Annotated in this window: 22 protein-coding genes; 11 read left to right on the top strand and 11 right to left on the bottom strand. The window is 54.3% G+C overall.

The genetic code is table 11. The features are described 5' to 3' along the window. Positions 1-40: 40 nt before the first annotated feature. On the bottom strand, positions 41-907 hold the full coding sequence (locus ABVS15_RS07090) for a GyrI-like domain-containing protein (protein ID WP_369283047.1): 867 nt from the start codon (positions 905-907) through the stop codon (positions 41-43). Between the two features lie 458 nt (positions 908-1,365). Here ABVS15_RS07090 and ABVS15_RS07085 point away from each other — a divergent pair, with 458 nt between their 5' ends. After that, positions 1,366-2,160, top strand: coding sequence for a class I SAM-dependent methyltransferase (locus ABVS15_RS07085; RefSeq protein ID WP_369283046.1), 795 nt, complete (start codon positions 1,366-1,368; stop codon positions 2,158-2,160). A gap of 100 nt (positions 2,161-2,260) precedes the next feature. Here the strand turns inward: ABVS15_RS07085 and ABVS15_RS07080 are convergent, their stop codons facing one another. After that, the gene (locus ABVS15_RS07080) at positions 2,261-2,482 is read right to left on the bottom strand and encodes a hypothetical protein (protein WP_369283045.1); all 222 of its coding nucleotides are present in this window, start codon (positions 2,480-2,482) and stop codon (positions 2,261-2,263) included. A gap of 111 nt (positions 2,483-2,593) precedes the next feature. On the opposite strand from ABVS15_RS07080, the gene ABVS15_RS07075 reads away from it, so the two are divergent. Then, positions 2,594-2,764: a hypothetical protein gene (locus tag ABVS15_RS07075; protein WP_312611644.1), complete on the top strand. Its 171-nt coding sequence runs from the start codon at positions 2,594-2,596 to the stop codon at positions 2,762-2,764. A 26-nt stretch (positions 2,765-2,790) separates the two neighbouring features. Then, positions 2,791-3,006, top strand: a complete 216-nt coding sequence (locus ABVS15_RS07070; protein ID WP_369283044.1) for a helix-turn-helix domain-containing protein — start codon at positions 2,791-2,793, stop codon at positions 3,004-3,006. Positions 3,007-3,062: 56 nt separating this feature from the next. Here the strand turns inward: ABVS15_RS07070 and ABVS15_RS07065 are convergent, their stop codons facing one another. Further along, positions 3,063-3,872 (bottom strand): enoyl-CoA hydratase/isomerase family protein, encoded by an 810-nt coding sequence (locus ABVS15_RS07065; RefSeq protein WP_369283043.1) that lies wholly within the window; start codon positions 3,870-3,872, stop codon positions 3,063-3,065. Between the two features lie 114 nt (positions 3,873-3,986). Further along, entirely contained in the window at positions 3,987-4,130 is a 144-nt protein-coding gene (locus ABVS15_RS07060; protein WP_369283042.1) for a hypothetical protein, read from the bottom strand. Between the two features lie 350 nt (positions 4,131-4,480). Here ABVS15_RS07060 and ABVS15_RS07055 point away from each other — a divergent pair, with 350 nt between their 5' ends. Then, a complete protein-coding gene (locus ABVS15_RS07055) occupies positions 4,481-5,389 on the top strand; it encodes an XdhC family protein (protein WP_369283041.1) in 909 nt (302 codons plus the stop codon). A 64-nt stretch (positions 5,390-5,453) separates the two neighbouring features. Further along, entirely contained in the window at positions 5,454-6,215 is a 762-nt protein-coding gene (locus ABVS15_RS07050; protein ID WP_369283040.1) for a ThiF family adenylyltransferase, read from the top strand. 103 nt (positions 6,216-6,318) lie between these two features. On the opposite strand, the gene ABVS15_RS07045 is transcribed toward ABVS15_RS07050, so the two are convergent. Both ABVS15_RS07045 and ABVS15_RS07040 read right to left on the bottom strand, forming a co-directional pair. Then, entirely contained in the window at positions 6,319-7,227 is a 909-nt protein-coding gene (locus ABVS15_RS07045; RefSeq protein ID WP_369283039.1) for a PLP-dependent cysteine synthase family protein, read from the bottom strand. Continuing rightward, positions 7,224-8,378 carry a PLP-dependent aspartate aminotransferase family protein gene (locus tag ABVS15_RS07040; protein WP_369283263.1) on the bottom strand — a complete coding sequence of 385 codons (1,155 nt, stop codon included), beginning with the start codon at positions 8,376-8,378 and terminating at the stop codon, positions 7,224-7,226. The genes ABVS15_RS07045 and ABVS15_RS07040 overlap by 4 nt, the downstream gene beginning before the upstream one ends. A gap of 695 nt (positions 8,379-9,073) precedes the next feature. On the opposite strand from ABVS15_RS07040, the gene ABVS15_RS07035 reads away from it, so the two are divergent. From ABVS15_RS07035 to ABVS15_RS07015, 5 genes are all read left to right on the top strand, one after another. After that, positions 9,074-9,952 carry a transporter substrate-binding domain-containing protein gene (locus tag ABVS15_RS07035; RefSeq protein ID WP_369283038.1) on the top strand — a complete coding sequence of 293 codons (879 nt, stop codon included), beginning with the start codon at positions 9,074-9,076 and terminating at the stop codon, positions 9,950-9,952. A 152-nt stretch (positions 9,953-10,104) separates the two neighbouring features. Further along, on the top strand, positions 10,105-10,821 hold the full coding sequence (locus ABVS15_RS07030) for an amino acid ABC transporter permease (RefSeq protein ID WP_369283037.1): 717 nt from the start codon (positions 10,105-10,107) through the stop codon (positions 10,819-10,821). Continuing rightward, complete coding sequence (locus ABVS15_RS07025; RefSeq protein WP_369283036.1) at positions 10,818-11,570, top strand: amino acid ABC transporter ATP-binding protein; 753 nt, start codon at positions 10,818-10,820, stop codon at positions 11,568-11,570. Before ABVS15_RS07030 ends, ABVS15_RS07025 begins: the two co-directional genes overlap by 4 nt. Positions 11,571-11,574: 4 nt before the next feature. Beyond that, complete coding sequence (locus ABVS15_RS07020) at positions 11,575-12,747, top strand: M20 family metallopeptidase (protein WP_369283035.1); 1,173 nt, start codon at positions 11,575-11,577, stop codon at positions 12,745-12,747. A gap of 2 nt (positions 12,748-12,749) precedes the next feature. Continuing rightward, positions 12,750-14,363: an L-serine ammonia-lyase, iron-sulfur-dependent, subunit beta gene (locus ABVS15_RS07015; RefSeq protein ID WP_369283034.1), complete on the top strand. Its 1,614-nt coding sequence runs from the start codon at positions 12,750-12,752 to the stop codon at positions 14,361-14,363. A 313-nt stretch (positions 14,364-14,676) separates the two neighbouring features. Here the strand turns inward: ABVS15_RS07015 and ABVS15_RS07010 are convergent, their stop codons facing one another. Further along, positions 14,677-14,880: a helix-turn-helix domain-containing protein gene (locus tag ABVS15_RS07010; RefSeq protein WP_369283033.1), complete on the bottom strand. Its 204-nt coding sequence runs from the start codon at positions 14,878-14,880 to the stop codon at positions 14,677-14,679. A gap of 96 nt (positions 14,881-14,976) precedes the next feature. Between ABVS15_RS07010 and ABVS15_RS07005 the strand changes: the two genes are divergently transcribed. Continuing rightward, positions 14,977-15,159 carry a hypothetical protein gene (locus tag ABVS15_RS07005; protein WP_369283032.1) on the top strand — a complete coding sequence of 61 codons (183 nt, stop codon included), beginning with the start codon at positions 14,977-14,979 and terminating at the stop codon, positions 15,157-15,159. Positions 15,160-15,239: 80 nt separating this feature from the next. Here ABVS15_RS07005 and guaA read toward each other — a convergent pair whose 3' ends face one another. From guaA to ABVS15_RS06985, 4 genes are all read right to left on the bottom strand, one after another. Beyond that, the gene (guaA, locus tag ABVS15_RS07000; RefSeq protein WP_369283031.1) at positions 15,240-16,775 is read right to left on the bottom strand and encodes a glutamine-hydrolyzing GMP synthase; all 1,536 of its coding nucleotides are present in this window, start codon (positions 16,773-16,775) and stop codon (positions 15,240-15,242) included. Position 16,776: 1 nt separating this feature from the next. Further along, positions 16,777-17,355 (bottom strand): xanthine phosphoribosyltransferase, encoded by a 579-nt coding sequence (locus tag ABVS15_RS06995; protein ID WP_369283030.1) that lies wholly within the window; start codon positions 17,353-17,355, stop codon positions 16,777-16,779. Between the two features lie 277 nt (positions 17,356-17,632). Continuing rightward, positions 17,633-18,454, bottom strand: a complete 822-nt coding sequence (locus ABVS15_RS06990) for a P-loop NTPase (protein WP_369283029.1) — start codon at positions 18,452-18,454, stop codon at positions 17,633-17,635. A gap of 82 nt (positions 18,455-18,536) precedes the next feature. Beyond that, positions 18,537-20,783: an ATP-binding protein gene (locus tag ABVS15_RS06985; protein WP_369283028.1), complete on the bottom strand. Its 2,247-nt coding sequence runs from the start codon at positions 20,781-20,783 to the stop codon at positions 18,537-18,539. Positions 20,784-21,108: the final 325 nt, after the last annotated feature.

Below are 21,108 nucleotides of genomic sequence, written 5' to 3'. Positions count from 1 at the left end.
AAATCGCTGCGGCCTCTGTTTGTTTTGTGGAATGAATCGCTTACTTTTTTACGGGCAGCCAGATATAGCAGAGATAGTCCTCGCTGCTTTGGTCACCGTCGGTATACTGCTCGATGTCAGGCGCGTCGGCGTATTGATAGCCGCTGCTGGGGAGCCATTCCGTCAAAATACGCTGCTGCATGGCCTGAATTGCGTGGGGCATGGCGCCCTTGCATTCAAAAATCGCCCAGGTGCAGGCGGGAATTTCATATTCCTCCATCCCCTCCGGCACAGGTTGGTCGCTGGAAACTGCAATGTAGTAATCAAAACTTCCGGCGGTCTGCCAGTCCCCCGCGCACACGCCCAGTACGCCCATGGGCTGTCTGTTCATGATTTGGCATAATGCAGGGATGGTTCCCTTTGGATAGTGTTCGGCCCAAAACTTTGGGATGAGGGAGAATCCCTCCTGCTTTTCGGGGGACCAGGGGCAGCTCATTTTCGGGCCTACAATGCGGAATGCGTCGTGATGTTCAATTCGGTAATTCATTTCAGCCTCACCTCGTATGGTAATTTTGAAGCTGATGGGCTGGTAGGCCTTGAGCCTTGCGCCCTCCTGCCGAGCGGCGGAGGGGGAAACCCCGTGGACACTCTGGAACGCGCGGTTGAAGGCAGTGGGGGAGTCGTACCCGTATTTCAGCGCGATGTCAATGACCTTATCCCCCGTGTTCTGCAAATCAAACGCCGCATTCGTCATGCGCCGCCTGCGGATGTATTCCGACAAAGGCACCCCGGCCATATATGAAAACATCCGCTGAAAGTGAAACGCCGAGCAGCAGGCAAGCTTCGCCGTGTGCTCCGGGTCAATTTCTCCATCCAGATGTTCCTCGATATACCGCAGCGCGTCGTTGAGCTGGGAAAGCCAATCCATACCATCATCTCCTGTACTGAAAGTTTACGTTATTTTGGGCTGCGCGTCCTCGCCGTCTCTGCCGGATTCGGAGAGATACATTTCATGGTCTGCGTGGGGCCCGAACACAGGGCTGGGCTTAAAAGCCTCCGTTTTGCGGGGCATGTCCGGATAAATTCGGCAGGTCTGCCGGTGGACCGCTCTTGTAGTTAGTATACCACATTATTTTTCCCAACGGGAGATAACTGTGGGATGCATGCTGCTTGGACTTATCCATGTTTGGGACCTCAAAAAATCTTTTGAGGATAGGATTGTATTATACGATGGGCGGTGGTAAAATGTGGTTAGTTATTTCTAACCGCGGTGATAGTGGAGGTCAAATTGGGGCGGGGTGAGCCCGAAGCGTTGGGTCTGGGGGCTGCTTAGCGTGCTTTAATGGAAAGACCGCCCTCAACGGGCGTATAAGGGGAGGATTCCGCATGAAAAATCAAACGAACATTGACTATGCGAATTGGATACCGATAAAACTGCCGGTGACCTTGGGGACAATTACCGCAGTTTCGCTGCTGCTGTTTGCGCTGAGCTTTTTGCTGCCCGGCAGCGTTCCCGTTCTGATTCTGCGGGGTCTGCTGGTGGCGGCGGCGGTGTTCATGGGGGTGTTTTTTGTTTACATGGCCCACGCCCGAAAGTTGCTCTCTTACGAGGGCGGCGGCGTTCAGGGGAAGATATTGGACAATGTGCTGCGGTATCTGGACTGGGACGGAAATGGCACGCTGCTGGACATTGGATGCGGCAGCGGCGCACTGACCATCAAGGCCGCAAAGAAATATCCGCAGGCCCATTGCGTCGGGATGGATTACTGGGGCGCAATGTGGGACTATGCCCAGGGCCAGTGCGAAACCAATGCGCGGCTGGAAGGCGTTGCGGAGCGCACGACCTTTCAAAAAGGAGATGCGGCGAAGCTGGATTTTCCAGACGAACACTTTGACGCGGCGGTGAGCAATTTTGTGTTTCACGAGGTGGCGTCTCAGCCGGATAAGCTCAAGCTAATTCAGGAGGCCCTGCGTGTTTTAAAGCCTGGCGCGCCTTTTTCCTTTGAAGATGTTTTCAATTCTCCCAGAAGCTATCCGGATATGGACGGTCTGATGGAGGCGCTTTCCAAGGAGGTAAGCGAAATTCGTTTTGTAGACACGCGGCAGAATGATTTTGTGCCCAAGTTTTTGCGCACGCCCCTGGTGGCGGGGGAAATGGGCCTGATCTGCGGCAGGAAATAGGGCCTGCGCATTGTAGCTTTGGCAAAGCTCAGGCCGTGGAGTGTCTGGTTATTTCATTTGCTTCAGCGCCTGTGGGTGTTTACCGAAAAAATGAGCCGTCCTAGGACGGCTCATTTTCTTTTGCCAGTCTGGCAGGCATGGATTTAAAATCATGTCTCATTTCTGTGGTTCTTGTTTCTGACGGCAACGGAAGAACCTTTAATTCCACCTCGGGCTGGCTGATGTAAAGCTCCTCGCAGGCTTGCTGCGCCGCAATCAAAAGATTGATTGCCTCCTCCGAGGCCCGAAACAGTTTGAGATATAGTTCTTTATAGTCTGCCATAAAAAGCTCCTTTTATAGATATGAATTGAATATGTTTTATATCTATTTTTGTATTGTACCATGAAATGAGCCTAAAATAAATATATATTAAATTTATTTTGAGGTGAATATATGGCTACAAAAAGCCTTTCCATTCGGATTGATGATGAATTGCTAAATAAGCTGCACGTTGTGGCGGATTATGAGGGTCGGTCCGCAAACAGCCAGATTCTGATTCTTATTCGAAATTGCGTCGAAGAGTATGAAAAAGCACATGGAGCAATTGATAAGAGCGGAAGATAACATAGAGGTATTCTGAGAGGTAGATAATGTATCAGCATATTAGGAATTTAAGAGAAGACAATGATTTGACCCAACAGCAGGTTGCGGAGTTGCTTAACATCAGCCAAACAACCTACTCCAGATACGAAAGCGGCGCCCTTGATATTCCAAGTTCATCATTGATTTTTTTAGCTAAATATTATAAGACCAGTGTTGATTATCTGCTGGGACTGACCAAGAATAAGGCTCCTTGTGATAAATAATATTCGGGACATGGCGTATACGCCATGCCCCTGTAAAGTCGTTTCAACAAGACTGTTTATCGGCCTGAGTACTCCGGGTCCCGTTTTTCAAGAAATGCGCTGACGCCCTCTTTAAAATCGGTGTAGCGGGTCATGCGCCGGGTATAAGAGAGCTCCAGTTCGTTTTTACGGTGCATTTGAAGATCCTCCTGCTCGTTCATGCAGGCCTTCAAATACCGCAGCACCAGCGGGCCACGCTTACACAGCTCCCGCGCCTTTGCCTCGGCGGCGGGCATCAACTCCTCCGGCGTGTCCACCACCACGGTAACGCCGCCGTATTTGCTGTGAAGCTCCTCTGCGGTGATAAAGCTGGCGCAGTAGCACATATCACGCATGATCTGGGGAGGCAGGAGGCGGGACAGGTGTCCGCTGCCGCCAACCACGCAGAGCTTTGCCTCCGGTGCGCCGAAGAGGGTGTCCTTCACGGCGATGGAGATATCCGCCCCGGCGGAATAGCACAGGCCACCCCCAACACAGTGCCCGTGAACCGCGCAGATCAGGGGCACCCGCAAATCATACAGCGCCTGCGCCCCATCGTAATAGACCTTTTGGGGACCGGTTATGTCTTCACCCGGAATGCTCTGGGAAAACCGATGGATGTCCGCACCCACGCAAAAGGTTTTCAGATCGGAGTGCATGACGCACACCCAGATGTCGTCGTCATGATTGATGTAGTCGCACAGCAGGAGAATTTCCTCCTGCATTACGATGCTGATGATATTCACGGGGGGATTGTGAAGGGTCAGATAGGCGATATGCTCCTCCACAGACAAAAACACCTGCTCAAGCCGATGGGTTTCCACGCGCTCAATAATTTTTCGTGCCATACTGCTGATTTCTCCTTACCGTAACGCTCATAATAGGGCCGCAGCCTGTTCCATTTTAAGCGGGTCAAAAAGAAGCCTGCAAGCATTTCCAGCTTGCAGGCTGTCCGATCGGATTCACGGCCGCTCGGGTTCGTCCGGTTCCACATCCGTGCACCCGTTGGCAAACTCAGCAGAACAGGCGACGGTCTCCGTGTCCTGAACAAATTCATGATCGTTCTGAGTGCTCTTCGGGTCTGTGCTTTTTTTAATCTCATCCATAAAATGTCCTCCTCTTCGCTGCTTTTCACTACTGTGATATTAAGTTTACTCAGTATAGCATGATTTGGCTGGGAATACAATATGAAAATAGCAGGCACTTTTCTTGCATCCTGACGAAAAATATGCTACGCTGTAAAAACCAACAAACAAACTATGTTGATGAAATGGACTTGCTGTTGCTGTCCCTCGTGGCCTGCGCTGTCTGGCCGCGCAGAGATATGATCTGGCGGCATTTTCGATGCCGATAGGAAGAGCGGAGAACCCCTTGGGGGAGATCATTAGGCCGGACAGTTCGGAATACGGTGTTTCCCCGTCTTTGCAGCCGGGGAAGCCGGGAAGGAAGCGTTGCGATGCATTTGGAATTTGAGAAGCTTTTGAATGCGGTGCGGGCGGGAGAAGCGGCGTCCATGCCGTTTGAAATTGAGGGTGCCACATACCTGCGCACGTTTAGCCCGAAGGAACGGCTGATTTTGCTGGGCGGCGGGCACATTGCCCAGCCGCTGTGCCGCTATTGCGCCGATATCGGCTTTGCGGTGACGGTTGTGGATGACCGGCCGTCCTTTGCCAATCACACGCGATTTCCGGAAGCGGCAGAGGTGATTTGCGGCGCGTTTCCGGATGCAATTGAAACGCTTGCAATTACGAAGCGGGACTATGTTGCCACCATCACCAGAGGGCACCGCCACGACGCTGACTGCCTACGAACCATCCTGCACGGCGAATTTCCACGCTATCTGGGGATGATTGGCTCGAAACGGCGGGGCGTGGAGCTGCTTCGCCTGCTGGAGGAGGAGGGCTTTTCCGGCGCTGCGCTGGATCAAATCCACACGCCCATCGGCGTGGATATCAATGCGCTTACGGTGGAGGAAATTGCAATTTCGATTACGGCGGAACTCATTCAATCCAGACGGAAAGATACCCCCCGCCGCTCAAAAGCCGAACGGCTTGTGACAGAGGACATCAACCTTCCGCTGCTGGAGCTTCTGGCAAATGCGCAAACCCCGAAAGCACTGCTGCTCGTCTACGAAACCGGCGGGTCCACACCGGTGAAATCAGGAGCCATGATGGCAGTGGACCAGAGCTTTCGGGCGGTGGGGACAATTGGCGGCGGATGCAGCGAAAATGCTGTTCTGATGGATGCGTATCGCTTGATTGGGACAGGCCGCAGCCAATGCGTTATGGTGGATATGAGCAACCACGCGGAGGATGAGGGCATGGTCTGCGGCGGGCAGATGAAGGTGCTGATTCAGGATATATGAAATTCCCGTCGGCGGAGATTTGACCGATGGATTGAAAACGCAGGAAGTTAGGATATAAGGAAGTATGTTAAATCAATTTTCAAGAACGCAGCTTTTGCTGGGCGCGGACGGAATGGAAAAGCTGTCCGCGGCGCGGGTGGCGGTGTTTGGTATCGGCGGCGTGGGCGGCTATACGGTGGAGGCGCTGGCACGCAGCGGCGTGGGCACACTGGATCTCATCGACGACGACCGGGTCTGTCTTACCAATGTCAACCGGCAGATATTTGCCACCCGTAAAACCGTTGGGCAGTATAAGGTGGATGTGGCGCAGCAGCGCATTCAGGAAATCAATCCGGACGCGGTGGTCCACACCTACAAAACCTTTTACGCCCCGCAGACGGCGGAGCAGTTTGACTTCACGCAGTATGATTACGTGGTGGATGCGATTGACACCGTGACCGGAAAGTTGGAGCTGGTTGAGCAGGCGCGACGGGCCGGTGTCCCCATCATCAGCAGTATGGGGGCCGGAAATAAAATGGACCCCACGGCGTTTGAGGTGACGGATATTTATAAAACCTCTATGTGCCCACTGGCTCGCGTGATGCGGCGGGAGCTGAAAAAACGGGGAATCAGGAAATTAAAGGTGGTCTACTCCCGGGAACCGGCGATGACGCCTATTGACGACATGACCATCAGCTGCCGGACCCACTGCATCTGCCCGCCGGGAACAGCCCGAAAATGCACCCAGCGCCGGCAGGTGCCGGGCAGCAACGCGTTTGTTCCGCCGGTGGCGGGACTGATTCTCGCCGGAGAAGTGGTGAAAGACCTCTCCGGGGTGGGAAAGTGAACGGAAACTGATTCGGCAAACCTCATGGATAAATTGACGGCTCCCTGACGGCTTATTGAAGCAGCGTATGCTGCATCAGAAAACCATCAGGGAGCCGCATTTTTCAGAACAGGTTCTTGCTGAAATACCGATCTCCCCGGTCCGGGAAAATCACAACAATGTTTCCCTGCGTTACGTCCGACGCAAGCTTCAGCGCCGCCGCCAGCGAGGCGCCGGAGGAGCTGCCCGCCACAACGCCCTCTTTTTTTGCCAGAAGGCGTGCAGTGTCAAATGCCTCGGTATCGCCGACTTTGATCACCCGGTCCACCAGGGAACTGTCCATGGTTTTGGGAATAAAGTCGTTTCCAATGCCTTCGATATCATAGTCGCGATGCTCTCCGCCGCCAATGGCAGAGCCGATGGGATCGGCCAGAATGCCCTGAATGTTGGGATTTTGTTCCTTCAAATAGCGCATGACTCCGCTGAAGGTGCCCCCGCTGCCCGCACCTGCCACGAGGTAGTCGATTTTTCCGTCCAGCTGGCGGTAAATTTCCGGACCTGTTGTTTCATAATGGGCCAGCGGGTTTGCCGGGTTTTCAAACTGCCTGAGCGAGATGGCGCCGGGAATGGTTTTCAGCAGCGATTCCGCTGTTTGCGCCGCCTGCTGCATGCCGCCCTCTCTAGGCGTGGAAACGATTTCTGCACCCAATGCCTTCATAACAGCCTGTTTTTCCATGGAAAACTTACCCGGCACCACGAAAATAACCCGGTAGCCCTGATTCAGCGCCGCAATGGCGATGCCGATGCCCGTGTTGCCCGCTGTTGCCTCAATGATGGTTCCGCCGGGGAGCAGACGACCGCTCCTTTCCGCTTCTGCCACCATGAATTGCCCCACCCGGTCTTTCACGCTTCCTGCCGGGTTGAAAAGCTCCAACTTGGCAAAGAGGCCCACGCCATCCGGAACGTCCAGATGGTTCAGCCGGAGCATCGGTGTTTTGCCGATTAAATCCTGAATGCTGTCTGCATAGTTCATACTTGCGCCTTTCCTGATGCCTGAATCGCCTGCTCCAAGTCCGCCTGGATATCCTGCACGCTCTCAATTCCAACAGACAGCCGAATCAGTCTGTCGGTGATGCCCACCTTTTTCCGAATCTCCTCTGGAATGGCTGCATGGGTCATGGTGGCGGGATGGCACACGAGAGATTCCACGCCCCCGAGACTTTCCGCAAGCGTGACCAGACGCAGGCTGCGGAAGAAACGATCGGCGTCATAGTCTGCATGCAGCTCAAAGGAGATCATGCCGCCTGCCCCGGATGCCTGCTTTTGCTGGATGGCATAGCCGGGGTCGCGCTCCAGCCCCGGATAGTAAACGTGCTTTACCGAGGGGTGGATTTCCAGCCAGCGGGCGATAACCTGCGCGTTGAAGGTATGCCGGTCCATGCGCAGGCCCAGCGTTTTGATGCCGCGCAGCATGAGGAAGGAATCGAACGGACCCAAGACCCCACCGGTGGAGTTTTGCAAAAAGTAAAGCCGGTCGGCCAGTGCCGGGTCTTTCACAACCACAAAGCCAGAAATTACGTCGCTGTGCCCGCCGAGATACTTCGTGCCGCTGTGAATGACAATATCCGCGCCAAGGGAAAGCGGCCTTTGCAGATAGGGTGTCATAAAGGTGTTATCCACAATTACCAACTTTCCGTGCTCGTGGGAAAGCGCAGACACTGCGGCGATGTCGGTCACGGTCAAAAGTGGGTTTGCCGGGCTTTCGATCAAGACGGCTTTTACGTCGGGCGTCAGCTTTTCTGGCAGAGAGGACAGATCGGTAGTGTCAATAATTTCATAGGTAATGCCAAAATTTTTAAAAACCTTGTCCAGCACACGGAAGGTTCCGCCGTAGACATTGCTGGACAAAAGCAGCTTATCCCCCTGCTGAAAAAGGCTCAGGACCGTGGTAACAGCCGCCATGCCGGAGGCAAAGGCCAACCCGTGGGAGCCTTCCTCCAAATCGGCCAGGAGCTTTTCCAGCGCGGTGCGGGTGGGGTTGCCAGTGCGGGAATATTCCCAGACCGGAGTTTCTCCCAGCCCTGTTTGCCGATAAGTAGAGGTTTGATAAATCGGAACATTGACGGCCCCGGTTGCGGCGTCCCCGTCAATTCCACCGTGGATCAAAAGCGAATCAAGCTGCATAGACATTGTTCACAATCCTTTCTTTCATTAAGCAGATAAAAAGCGGATGCATCGCAATGATGCATCCGCTTGAAATCATTTGGGTTTCCAAATGAATTTCGATTAAGGAGCGCAGAAATGCACCGCTGTATTCCGTTGAAGGGGACAACAGCGGCATGCTTTTTCAAAACGGTTCAGTACAATCATAGTTACGCCTCACGCAATCTGATTTTAACAACGTACTATAAAAATACCACCAATTAACCTATTTTGTCAATAGGTTAATTGGTAGAATGAAGGGGGGAGGCGCAAATAAGCGGCGCTATGGGTGCATGGAAAGGCAAAAGCCTCTTTAAATACGTGAGACGGGAAGTCGCGGACACCCTGTAAATTGCAGTCCGGCGACAAAAAATCTATTGACAAAACAGGTGGGCACTGTTATACTTCATTCAACCTATTTACCAGATAGGTTAATTACAAAAAAGGAGGGCGCGCACGATGTATCGGGTGTTTCAAAACCTGCTTCGCAGTAATTTTCGATGTGGACGAATGCTATGCTCCCGGGCTGGTGATATGGCTGGGTGTTTTCGTGCGCCCTTTGTTCGCTGTTAATAGGCGACTTTTTCTGCCATGCGCTGTCCGGGAGCTAAAATGCGGCCCGGGCATTTTTGTTGTCAAAATTAGAAAATGATTTGATTTATAAGGAGATTTTTATTATGAATAAGCTAAATACCATTCGTTTTCTTGCCCTGTCCTCGGCGCTTGCGCTGGCACTGACCGGATGCGCAAATCAAGGCGGCGCACAAAGCTCCTCCGCGTCGCAAAGTGCACAGGGTTCCCAAAGCGAAGAAGCGGATGTGGTGACATACCGCGTTGCAACCGAAGGCGCGTATGCCCCCTTTAACTATGTGGGGGCCGACGGAAGTCCCGACGGCTACGATGTTGCGGTGGCGAAGGCCGTGGATGAGCTGATTCCCGAAATCCAGTTTGAGTATCAGGCGGTGGAGTGGTCCTCGATTTTTGCAGGGCTGGAGGCTGAGAAATACGACCTGATTGTCAGCCAGGCGGCGAAGACCCCCGAACGGGAGGAGAAGTATCTCTTTGGTGACACGGCCTATACCTGGGGCATCGGTGCCATTGCATATAAGACCGGGCGCACCGATATCAAGAGCATGGACGATCTGGCCGGGAAAACCGTCACGGTGGGCGTAGGCAGCTCCAACGCCAATATTATTGAGACTTGGAATGCGGAGCACGGAAACGTGGTCAATGTCACTTACGGCGACGGCGATATTTCCAAGGCACTGCTGGATGTGCAGGAGGGGCGCGTGGATGCAACGCTGGTCAGCCCGGTGACGGCCGGCCTGATTGTGAAGGAGCAAGGCCTTGATGTGGAATTTGCACTTCGCAATGACGACACGGTGAAGCCGGTTTATTGGCTGTTCAACCAGAATGAGGGCGGCGAATATTTGAAGTCCCTGGTGGACAATGCGCTGCAAACCCTGCTGGACAACGGAACGCTGGCAGATCTGAGCACAACCTATCTTGGCGAGGATTATTCCACGCAGGAAGCGGTGCAGGCCCGTATCAACTGATTTCGGGGCGCGTCGGCTTATTTTGGCTGCGTGCGGATCACCTCGGAATTTCAGTGATTTTTGCATGATGAAGCGGGCGGCCGCAGTCTCAGCGCGGCATTTGGGCGTATGGAAGCAGATGCCTTTCACCGCGATCAGAAAGGATTATCTCTATGGGAAAAGTGTTTGATCTTGAATTCATGATTTCAACCGTACCTGAAATCATCTCATATCTGCCTGTTACGCTGAAGATTGCGGCCTGCTCGGGAATCATTGCACTTCTATTGGGATTTGGCGTGGCGTTTGTCCGGTATTTCAATATTCGTATTCTCTCTCCCCTGTGCAAGCTTTACTTATCCTTTGCTCGCGGGACACCGGCCATGGTACAGCTTTTGGTGGCCTATTACGGGATTCCGGTCTTTTTGCGCAGCCTGAACGAACAGCTTGGAAGCAATTTGTCGGTCAATGGGATTCCCGCCTCGGTCTTCGCCGTGGTTGCACTGTCCCTGAACAGCGGCGCATTCATGTCGGAAACCATCCGCAGCGCAATGCTCTCCGTTGACGCAGGACAGCTCGAGGCCTGTTACAGTGTCAATATGACAACGCGGCAGGCGCTGTTCCGGGTGGTTCTCCCGCAGGCCTTTACGGTTGCGCTGCCGCCGCTTGGAAACTCCTTTATCTCCCTGCTGAAGGAAACCAGCCTGATTTTTAATATTTCTGTAATTGAAATGATGGCTGCCGCCAAAATCGTGGGGTCGCGTTCCTTCCGCTTTTTCGAGGTGTACATTGTGGTCGCTCTGATTTACTGGGGCTGCTGCATCGTGTTGGAGTATCTGTTTGGCTGCTGGGAAAAGAGAGTGCGCAGATACGAGAGGAGGGCCGCGAAGTGATTCATATTAAAAATCTTAAAAAGCAATTTGGAGAAAACGAAATTCTGCGCGGAATTAATTTAGATATCCGGCAGGGCGAAATCGTTACGATGATCGGCCCCTCCGGTGCAGGGAAAACCACGCTTCTGCGGGCGATTAACTGGCTGGATGCGCCCGACGAGGGACAAATTGAACTCAACGGCGCCGCCATAGACGCCAAAACCGCCACCAAAAAGCAGATTTCGGGTTTGCGCGGTAAATCGGCCATGGTATTCCAGCATTATAATCTCTTCCGCAACAAAAGCGCCTTGGAAAACGTGACGCAAAGCCTACTGTGCGTGAAAAAAATGAACAAACAGGACGCCATTCTCCGGGGCAGACAGCTTCTGGACAGGGTGGGCCTTTTGAACAAGGCGGATGCGTACCCAGACTTTTTATCCGGCGGACAGCAGCAGCGGGTTGGAATTGCCCGGGCGCTTGCCGTGGATCCGGACGTGATTTTATTTGATGAGCCGACAAGTGCGCTGGACCCTGAGTGGGTGGGCGAGGTGCTGACGGTGATGAATGAAATTGCAAAAGACGGCATGACCATGATCGTCGTGTCCCATGAGATGCGGTTTGTGCGCAGCGTTTCCACCAGAGTAATTTTACTGGACGAGGGCGTTATTTTAGAGGACGGAGCCCCGGAGCAGCTGTTTTGCCATCCGCAACACGAGCGGACCAGACTGTTTCTCCGCCAGGCGCATTTGGGAATGGCCGCAGGAGAGTGATGCTATGAATGTGAACGAGATAAAACCGGCGAATTTGGAGTTTGAAGAAACCCTGAAAGAGCGCTTTAAGTGGTTCCATCGCCACCCGGAGCTGGCGCTGGAGGAGCATGAAACAACGCGGAAAATTAAAGAGCTGCTGGTTAAGATTGAGGGAGTTGAGCTGCTGGAGCTGGGCCTTCCGACCGGGGCGCTGGCAAGAATCGCAGGAAACGCTCCGGGACCCGTTATTGCCATCCGAGCGGATATTGACGCACTTCCGATTACAGAGGCCAGTGAGCTTGCGTACAGCTCTGAAAACGCGGGGCGCATGCATGCCTGCGGACATGATTTTCACACCACCGCCCTATTGGGCGCGGCGGCGCTTTTGGCAGCGCAGCGGGAATCTCTTCCTGGAACGGTGCTGCTGCTGTTCCAGCCGGCGGAGGAGGCGGAACATGGCGGAGAAAAGGTGGTGCAGACCGGGATATTTAAGACCTATGGGATTCAGCGGATTCTTGCCCTGCACGTTCGCAGCAAAATGCCGGTAGGAACCATCGGAATCTCCGGCGGACCTTTTTCCGCCGCCGTGGACCGGTTTGTCATAAGGATCAGCGGCAAGGGCTGCCACGGCAGTGCGCCGCAGGACGGACTTGACCCCATACCCGCCGCCGCGCGCCTGATCGGCTCGTTTCAGGAGATTGTCAGCCGTGGAATCAGCCCCCGTGAATCCGCTGTGGTCAGCATCACCCGCGTTACTTCCGGCACAAGCTGGAACATCATTCCGGACAGTGCGGAATTGGAGGGAACCGTGCGCAGCTTTGACCCGTCCGTACGGGAGGCGGTTGTGCACAGTATGGAAAAAAAGCTGAATGCGCTGCAAGCTGAAGGGTATCAAACGGGTTTTCAATGGCTGCCCGGCTGTCCTGCCACCAATAATGATGGAGATCTGGCAGATCTGATTGCGCAAACGGCTCTAAACAATGGATTTGCAGTTGTTCCGCAGCGACCTGAGATGGGGGGAGAGGATTTTTCCTGCTATCAGGAGTTGATTCCCGGCGCACTGTTCCATGTGGGAATCGGGGATACCTGCCCCCTGCACAATGCGGGCTTTTCCGCCGATCTGTCGGCGCTGGCGCCTGCCGCCGGGCTGATGGCCCGGATTGCCGTGGAGACGATTGCCAAGGAGAAGGAAGGATAGAAATGCCCAAATTATTTTACCCGGATTTTTTTAATGATGTGTTTGGCCCCATCATGCAGCCCGGCTCCAGCGGCAGCTTTGCCGGAACCAGCCGGGTGGGCCGCATCGCCAGATATACTTTGAAAAGTGAGCCAAAGCGGGTGCGGATTCTGTTTAACCCCGGCGACCATCACATGAATTCCCTCGGCAACATGATGGATGACCGGGGCTATCTGGGAGGGCTTCAGGACTTTCCCACCGATGACATCCGGCTGTTTGACGCGCATGAGCTGGCCCGTCAGGCGGGAATTTCTTACGAATTTGGAGAACGCTCGTCAGATAACAGCTGGCCGGGAAGCACCACCTTTGAGCTGACGGGCGCCGAGGGGGACACCGCTGTACTGACGGCCCGCTCAATCGGCGGGGGTATGGTCAGCACCTACACAATTCATGGATTTCCCATTGCGTGGCAGGCCGATACGTTTGCCCTGCTTGCATGGGGCGGAGAGTCTGCATTTCTGCATGAAACGGAACAAAGGCTGCGGGAGCGGCTTCACGATCTTCTGGAAGCCGCCTACTATGAGGACGGTCAGGGGCGGCATGCGCTTTTCATGGAATTCTCATCCTTACCTGATGAAAACGCATTTGATGAAATTTTTGCGGACCGGGCGGAATGGAGACTTCTGCCCGCGCTGCTCCCCGTCGTTACCACAAAGAATCGCAAGCCGCAGCTGTTTAAAAATGTGCAGGAATGGCGGCAGGTTTCTGAGGAACGGGGCATCAGCTTCGTTCAGGCGGCAATTGAGTATGAAAAAGGGTTTTCCGGATGGACGGACCAGAAGGTCTGGGACTATTTTGAGAAAATCAACGAGATTCTTTTCAACCAGATTCACTCGCTGGAGACAGTTGGATACGACCGGGCAAAGGACACGCCAAATCTTCCGATTTACGGCCGCGCATGGAACCGGTATCTTCAATCCGGCAAGGTTTTGGAAGATCCCATCACCCGGCATATCATCACCCATGCCATGTCCACCAATGCGAAGCTTCCGGGTACAAAGATTGTCCCCGGACCCATGGGAACCGGCGGCGGATATTTGTACAGTGCGATTGACGCCGTTCGGGAAGCACATGGGTTCAGCCATGAAAAGGTGATTGAGGGCTTGATTGTTGCCGCCGGACTGGGGGCAATCGCGTTCACAAACGCGCAGGCCAGCGGCAATTCCGGCTGCGTTGGAGAGTCCGGAATCTGCTGCGCCATGGGCAGTGGAGCCATTACATGGATGGCCGGCGGAGACGGGCAACAGGTGGAGAATGCGGCTTCAATGGCCTTGCAGGCGAACCTTGGAATTCCCTGCGATCCGATTCCCGGTGGCAAGGAGTTTCCGTGTATCACCCGTACAATCCGCGCGGCGGTAACGGCCCCCCTGTATGCGGACCTTGCGCTTTCGGGAATTGATCCCCTGATTCCCTATCATGAGGTGCTTTTTGCTATTGAGGAAAATCGGAAAAACACCTCTGAGAGCATGCTGCATTGCGGCATCAATGCGGCGCCCTGCGCGAGGCAGTGCCAGGCCTGCTTCCAAAGCGAACAGATGGCGGATAAATTGAAATATGAGGCCGACGTATCCCGCTGAGTTTCAGTGGCTTTGGATCAAGATCTTATAAAAGAAAAAATAAAACGCCGGAAACCCAGGAATCTCTCGGGTTTCCGGCGCTGCGCCACTGCACCGGCCTGGCACATCCCTCCTGAAAATAATTGTTTCCCTCGGTGTGCTTAACAAGAAGCAAATTAAATACCAGAAGATGGCCACGACGAAAATTACTAGTGGTTCGAAAAACAAAAAGCCCTCCAAAAAGGAGAGCTTACGCAGGAAGAATATTACGAGTGGAAGATGAATTGGAGGGTATGAAACAAACCCAGTATGCTATAAAATTGGCATACTGAGTTTATTTATCTTCAACATATTCTATTATATTAGTAATATCACATTTCAAAATAAAACACAACGTGTCTAAAGTTTCTGTTGTTATGGGTTTGCCATTTTTCATTCTGTGAATCGTATTTGCCGAAATTCCTTGTTTATATATTAAATTATATTCGGTTATATTGTGGTCAAGCAAATATTTAAAAAACGGATTGTAGTTTATCATTAACATCACCTCTAATATAGTATACTTAAATATTAACATGCCTAATCTATTGACTATGCTCAATATATTGACTATAATGTGTTTGAGGTGAGTGCTTTGTCCGACTACAAAAAGATGTATTATATATTGTTTAACAAAATTACAGACATAGTCGATGAGTTACAGGCAGTTCAACGGCAGACAGAGGAAATATACATAAGCGGTGAGGAGCAAATTATTGAGCTATCCATTGTAGAAAATAAAAAAGAGGATAGCGTTTCTACTATCCCACCAAAATGATTCTGCTATCACCGCACAAAGCAAAAGACCACAAACCCGCATTACACTTGGGTTTGTGGTCTTGGTTTTTGTCTAAAAGCTTATTCCCACTCAATGGTGGAGGGGGGCTTGGAGGTAATATCGTAAACGATGCGGTTAATATGGGGGACCTCGTTGACAATGCGGGTGGAGACGCGGTCCAGCACATCGTAGGGGATACGGGTCCAGTCGGCGGTCATGAAGTCGGTAGTGGTCACGCTGCGCAGAGCCAGCGTGTAATCATAAGTCCGCCCGTCACCCATCACGCCCACTGAGCGCATATTGGTGAGCACTGCAAAATACTGGTTCATGGAATCTTCCAGCTTGGCCTTTGCCACCTCGTCCCGGAAAATGAAATCCGCAAGGCGCAGAGTGTCCAGCTTTTCCTTCGTGATTTCGCCAATCACCCGGATGGCAAGCCCGGGACCGGGGAAGGGCTGGCGCATCACCAGATATTCCGGCAGGCCCAGTTCCCGGCCAAGCCCGCGCACCTCGTCCTTGAACAGCATCCGCAGCGGCTCGATAATCTCCTTGAAATCCACATAGTCGGGAAGACCGCCGACATTGTGGTGGCTCTTGATGGTGGCGGAGGCGCCCAGACCGGACTCGATCACATCGGGATAAATGGTGCCCTGCGCCAGATAGTCCACCTTGCCGATTTTCTTGGCCTCGGCCTCGAAAACGCGGATGAACTCCTCGCCGATGATCTTCCGCTTGCGCTCTGGTTCGGTTTCCCCTGCAAGCTTTCCTAAAAACAATTCCTCGGCGTCGGCACGGATAAAGTTGATATCCCACTTTTTGAACGCGGCCTCCACCTCGTCGCCCTCGTTCAGGCGCATAAGGCCGTGGTCCACAAACACGCAGGTGAGCTGTTTACCCACGGCTTCGGCGATCAGCGCCGCCGCGACGGAGGAATCCACGCCTCCGGAAAGAGCCAGCAGCACCTTGCCGTCGCCAACCTTCTCCCGGATCTGGGCCACGGCGGTATCCCGGTAGTCGCCCATGGTCCAGTCGCCCGCCGCGCCGCAGACCTCATAGAGGAAGTTGCGGATCATATCGGTGCCGTGCTGTGTGTGGTTCACCTCGGGGTGGAACTGGACGCCGTAAAAGCCCCGGCTTTCGTCGCAGATGGCAACGGTGGGGCAGGCGGCGGAGTGAGCCACAAGAGAAAAACCGTCAGGAACCTTTTCCATATAGTCCCCATGGCTCATCCAGGTGACGCCCTCTTTTTCAAGGCCCTTGAAGAGCTTGCAGTCGGTTTCAAAAAACGTGTCGGTCTTGCCGTATTCCCGGGCGGTGTCCTCGGTGCCGGCGGTGACGCGCCCACCCAGATGATGGGCCATAAGCTGGCAGCCGTAGCAAATGCCCAGGATGGGGATGCCCAGCGCAAAAATGGCGGGGTCCACCTGCGGGGAGGCGGGGTCGTACACGCTGCTGGGCCCGCCGGTAAAGATCATGCCGATGGGCTTTTCGGATGCAAGCTGGGAAAGTGGGGTGGTATAGGATTTTACCTCGCAGTACACATTGCATTCCCGGACGCGGCGGGCGATCAGCTGGTTATACTGCCCACCAAAGTCCAAAACAATGACCTTCTGCATATCAGTCGTCCTCCCGGAATACAATGTTGCCCGGCTCGGCGGATTCGATGATGGCAAGGGACTTCAGATTCATCCCGGCGGCGCGCAGCCGGTCTCCGCCGCCCTGAAAGCCCTTCTCTACGGCGCAGCCAATGCCCACCAGCGTGGCCCCTGCGCTGGTGACAATGTCGCACAAGCCCCGCATGGCCTCTCCGTTGGCCATGAAGTCGTCCACAATCAAGACCTTATCGTCGGCATTAAGCCATTCCTTGTTTACCAGCAGGGTCACTTTTTTCTTATAGGTATAAGAAAAAATATCGCTCTGGTAAAGTCCGCCCTCGATATTGTCGCTCTTCGCCTTCTTTGCAAAAATCATGGGCTTTCCAAAGCGCTGGGCACAGATGGCCGCCAGTGCAATGCCGCTGGCCTCGGCGGTGAGAATCACGCTGACCTGATCCATGTCAAAGTGACGGCCGAATTCCTCGGCGATGTGGACCATAATGGTGGGGTCCACCCGGTGGTTCAAAAAGCCGTCCACCTTAATGATGTTGCCGGGGAGAACTTTGCCCTCCCTGACGATGCGGTCCTTCAATTCCTGCATGTGATGATATCCCCCTCTTTCAGTTTGTCCCCCATGAGGAGACGGGCGGTTTTTCGACCGATTGTATTATCATTCTATTATTATAGATAGTCCGCAAATTTGCAACTGTTTTTACAGAACAAAATATGGATGTCGGGGAGACAATGCTTGTGGAATTTGTCTTTACACGGCAAATTGCGGTTTGTGAGGAAGACAAATCCGGCCCGCTGTGCATGCTAAAAAAAGGGACCGGCAAAAAAGGCAGGGACATCGAAAGATGTCCCTGCCTTTTTTGTAATTATTTGCCCTCGGCGGCGTCAGCGGCAGGGCTGAGCCAATCGCCCTGAAAATCCTCGATGCTGCCCGCGTCGGTCAGGGCCGCGAGGGCCGGGTCAACGGGCATCTGGGAAAGAAGCTTCAGGTTATGCCGTGCGGCGGCTTCGGCGGTTTTGCCCTCGCCGAAGAGATAGATTTTCTTTCCGCAGTCCGGGCAGGCCACGTAGCTCATGTTCTCCACCAGACCCAGAATGGGAACCTCCATCATCTCCGCCATCTTGACGGCCTTTTCCACCACCATGCTCACCAAATCCTGCGGAGAGGCCACCACAAGAATGCCGTCCAACGGGATGGACTGGAACACGGAGAGGGACACGTCGCCGGTTCCCGGGGGCATATCCACGAACAGATAGTCCACGTCCCAGATTACGTCCGTCCAGAACTGCTGAACCACGCCGGAAATCACGGGTCCGCGCCAGATGACCGGGTCCGTCTCGTTCTCCAGCAGCAGGTTGACGGACATGATCTCAATGCCGGATTTGGTCACGGCGGGAAGGAGGGAGTGCCCGTCGCTCCGGGCCTTTTCATGGATACCGAAGGCCTTGGGAATGGAAGGGCCGGTGATATCAGCATCCAGCACACCGACCTTAAAGCCTCGCCGCCGCATGGTCACCGCCAGCTGGCTTGTGACCATGGATTTTCCGACGCCGCCTTTGCCGGAGACAACGCCAAAGACCTTCCCGATGCGGCTTTCGGGATTGGCCTCCTTCAGCAGGGACTGGGGTCCCTGACGCTCCGCGCAGCTCTCGCCGCAGGCGGAACACTCGTGGGTGCATTCACTCATGTTGAAACTCCTTTTGCCATATTACATATTAAAGGTATTGGCGGGAAAAATGGGGCCCGCCGCTATCAATGCAACCGTTATCTTATACCCCGGACGGGCCGTTCGTCAACCTCTGAACGGAAACCTCCGGATCGTCTGCGAAAAAGGCGGCTTCCCGGCTGTGGCAGGTGAAAAGAAGAAGCTGGCGCTTTTTCCCTTCCTCCTTTAAAAGCCGCAGGGCGGACGCGCAGCGGGAGTCGTCAAAATTGGCCAGCGCGTCGTCCAATACCAGGGGGGGAAGGGCTGCGTCCGGTAAAACCAGCTCGCAGATGGCCAGCCGCGCCGCAAGATACAACTGGTCCCCCGCCCCGGCGGAGAGCAGCGCTGCGTCCCGCCACACCGTGTCTCCAGTGGGTTCCGCAGAGAGGTGGAACGACCGGTCCAGCACCACGCCGGAATAGGCCCCGTCGGTCAGCGCGGAGAAAAGTTCTGCCGTCCGGCGGCCCAGCAGGGGAGAGAAGCGGTTTTGCAGCGCGGCGTTGGCGTCGTCCAGCGTCTCCATCGCCAGCGCGATGGACTGATATTCGCCCTCCAGCACGTCTATCTGCAAGCGGAGCTGTTCCGTTTGTGCCTCCAGCGCTTCGCGCCCGCCAAGAGCGGCGATTTGACCGGTAAGGCGGTCGGCTGCGGATTGGGCCGCGGAGAGTGCGGCTTTCACGGAAAGAAGCTCCGTATTCAGCGTTTCCCGGCTTTGGGTGGGCGGCGCGGCGGGTTCTTCCGCGGAGAGGTTTTGTTCGGGAATCTGGCGGTACATGGTTTCGTACCGCAGCCGGGCGGCTTCCGCCGCGTTTTCGGACATGGTCAGCTCTCTGCGCCGAACAGCGCACTCCCTCAGGGCCGCATCGGCGGCGGGGATGTCAAAGGCGGCGGGGGCAAAGCGGCGAACCTCCAGTAAGATACCCTGTTCGTTGGAGGTAAGGGAGGCGTACAGCGCGTCATAGGTGGCGGTGGCCTTCACCACTGCGTTTTGGGCCTCGTCCCTGTTTTGACACAGGGTGGCATAGGTGTCCGCCAGGGCGGCGATCTCTGCAAGGTCGGCGGTGTGGAAACGTTTCAGTAGCAGAGCGTTTCTTACCTGTGCTGTGTCGTGCAGGTGGAGTTTCCAAAGGAGTGGAACGGCCCCAGCGCTCAGCGCAAAGAGAATCCCGGGCACAAGGCCCTGTATGGCAAAGCCGTGGCTGTCTTTCCATCCAAGGAGAAACACGGCCAAAACAAGGCAGAGAAGCGCCACAATTGCCAGAATTACCTTGGTGGGCGTCAGGGGCGCACGAGCAGTTTGCATTGTGGCAGCTTCTTTTTTTGAATCCTCCAGCGATTTCCCTGCAAATGGGCTTTCGCTGACGGCGGTTTCGGCCCGGACGGAGGCTTTCATGGCTGCATCCTTTTCCACCATGGCGGCATTCACGCTTTTGCGGACCGTTTCCAAATTCACGATGGCCCCCCGGAGGCGACCGATGGTTTCGTTCTCAGGCAGGCGCGCCTCTTCCGCCTGGCGGCGGAGATTGACGGCGGTTTGCTTTGCGTCCGCTGCGGCGGACCCTGCTTCCGATAAAAGACGGCGTTCTTTGGCCACATCCCACAGGTCGTGGAGCTTTAAAAGTCGGGAAAGCTCTGCTTCCTGCTCCGTCAGACGGGAAAGCTCCTGACGCTGGTCGGACAGTTGGGTTTCCGCTCCCGTCAGAGCCTCCAACTGACGGGCAGCGTCCGCCAGCTCCAGCTCCAGCGCGGGAAGCCGTCCGGTTTTATTGTGGCGGCGGCGGTTCAACTGCTTATTCAGAGCCGCGGCGGCCTCGGAATAAGAGGTGTCCTCCTCGCCGGTGGTGATTAGGGCGGCAATGCGCTTTTCAAGTCCTGCGTCCTGTGTCACGGGCAGACCGGCCTGACGGATAAAGGCGCTGCGCTCATAAACCTCCCGGCTGACGCCCAGAAGTGTCTCCCCACAGTTTTGCCCGGTTAGACCGGGATATTCGTCCATGGTTCCCTGGCGGACTGCCTTAAAGTCCCCCAGCGGGGCGGTCTGGCGTTTCGTCTCCCGGAGGAGCGTCAGCTCGTCTTCTCCCACGCGGCAGTCCAGACGACCCGACATGGCTGCGCCGCTCCATGGGGCGTAGCGGTTCTTGTCGGCAATAAAACCCGCGCGGTCCCGCTCCCGGCTGTTGATACCATATAACATAGAGAGCAGAAACGCGCACCAGGTGGATTTGCCGGTTTCATTGGGGGCCTGTATAATGTTCAGCCCGTCGGAAAGATGAAGCGTCTGCTGATACAGCTTTCCGAAGGTGGCGCTCATACGATGAATGCGCAGGAAGATCACCTCTGTTCTTAAGATTCAAACAACCACATCATACCATATACAATAAAAAAAACACAGAGACATTTTGAGAATTGCGTTTAAAAAGGCGCGGTATGAGGCAAGATAATGGCTGGTATAAAAAAAGTAGAAAACATGTGAAAACCGTATTGACAAACTAAGTGGGGTATGGTAGTCTAACAAAGCTGTCCGGGAGGGCGGCGGCGGACTTGAAAAGAAGTGTTGAGGACTTGAAAAAAAGTACTTGACAAACCATGGGAAACTGTGGTAATCTAATCGAGTTGCCGAACAAGACAACGGTTTC

Origin of the sequence: Oscillibacter sp. GMB15532 (genome assembly GCF_041020825.1) — a bacterium.
In the GTDB taxonomy this organism is placed as follows: domain Bacteria; phylum Bacillota; class Clostridia; order Oscillospirales; family Oscillospiraceae; genus Oscillibacter.
This window is presented reverse-complemented; position numbering and strand designations above follow the sequence as displayed.

Coding starts and splice junctions, on each gene's coding strand:
- ABVS15_RS07090 (WP_369283047.1), bottom strand. CDS start 907: ATGGATTGGCTTTCCCAGCTCAACGACGCGCTGCGGTATATCGAGGAA.
- ABVS15_RS07085 (WP_369283046.1), top strand. CDS start 1,366: ATGAAAAATCAAACGAACATTGACTATGCGAATTGGATACCGATAAAA.
- ABVS15_RS07080 (WP_369283045.1), bottom strand. CDS start 2,482: ATGGCAGACTATAAAGAACTATATCTCAAACTGTTTCGGGCCTCGGAG.
- ABVS15_RS07075 (WP_312611644.1), top strand. CDS start 2,594: ATGGCTACAAAAAGCCTTTCCATTCGGATTGATGATGAATTGCTAAAT.
- ABVS15_RS07070 (WP_369283044.1), top strand. CDS start 2,791: ATGTATCAGCATATTAGGAATTTAAGAGAAGACAATGATTTGACCCAA.
- ABVS15_RS07065 (WP_369283043.1), bottom strand. CDS start 3,872: ATGGCACGAAAAATTATTGAGCGCGTGGAAACCCATCGGCTTGAGCAG.
- ABVS15_RS07060 (WP_369283042.1), bottom strand. CDS start 4,130: ATGGATGAGATTAAAAAAAGCACAGACCCGAAGAGCACTCAGAACGAT.
- ABVS15_RS07055 (WP_369283041.1), top strand. CDS start 4,481: ATGCATTTGGAATTTGAGAAGCTTTTGAATGCGGTGCGGGCGGGAGAA.
- ABVS15_RS07050 (WP_369283040.1), top strand. CDS start 5,454: ATGTTAAATCAATTTTCAAGAACGCAGCTTTTGCTGGGCGCGGACGGA.
- ABVS15_RS07045 (WP_369283039.1), bottom strand. CDS start 7,227: ATGAACTATGCAGACAGCATTCAGGATTTAATCGGCAAAACACCGATG.
- ABVS15_RS07040 (WP_369283263.1), bottom strand. CDS start 8,378: ATGCAGCTTGATTCGCTTTTGATCCACGGTGGAATTGACGGGGACGCC.
- ABVS15_RS07035 (WP_369283038.1), top strand. CDS start 9,074: ATGAATAAGCTAAATACCATTCGTTTTCTTGCCCTGTCCTCGGCGCTT.
- ABVS15_RS07030 (WP_369283037.1), top strand. CDS start 10,105: ATGGGAAAAGTGTTTGATCTTGAATTCATGATTTCAACCGTACCTGAA.
- ABVS15_RS07020 (WP_369283035.1), top strand. CDS start 11,575: ATGAATGTGAACGAGATAAAACCGGCGAATTTGGAGTTTGAAGAAACC.
- ABVS15_RS07015 (WP_369283034.1), top strand. CDS start 12,750: ATGCCCAAATTATTTTACCCGGATTTTTTTAATGATGTGTTTGGCCCC.
- ABVS15_RS07010 (WP_369283033.1), bottom strand. CDS start 14,880: ATGATAAACTACAATCCGTTTTTTAAATATTTGCTTGACCACAATATA.
- guaA (WP_369283031.1), bottom strand. CDS start 16,775: ATGCAGAAGGTCATTGTTTTGGACTTTGGTGGGCAGTATAACCAGCTG.
- ABVS15_RS06995 (WP_369283030.1), bottom strand. CDS start 17,355: ATGCAGGAATTGAAGGACCGCATCGTCAGGGAGGGCAAAGTTCTCCCC.
- ABVS15_RS06990 (WP_369283029.1), bottom strand. CDS start 18,454: ATGAGTGAATGCACCCACGAGTGTTCCGCCTGCGGCGAGAGCTGCGCG.
- ABVS15_RS06985 (WP_369283028.1), bottom strand. CDS start 20,783: ATGAGCGCCACCTTCGGAAAGCTGTATCAGCAGACGCTTCATCTTTCC.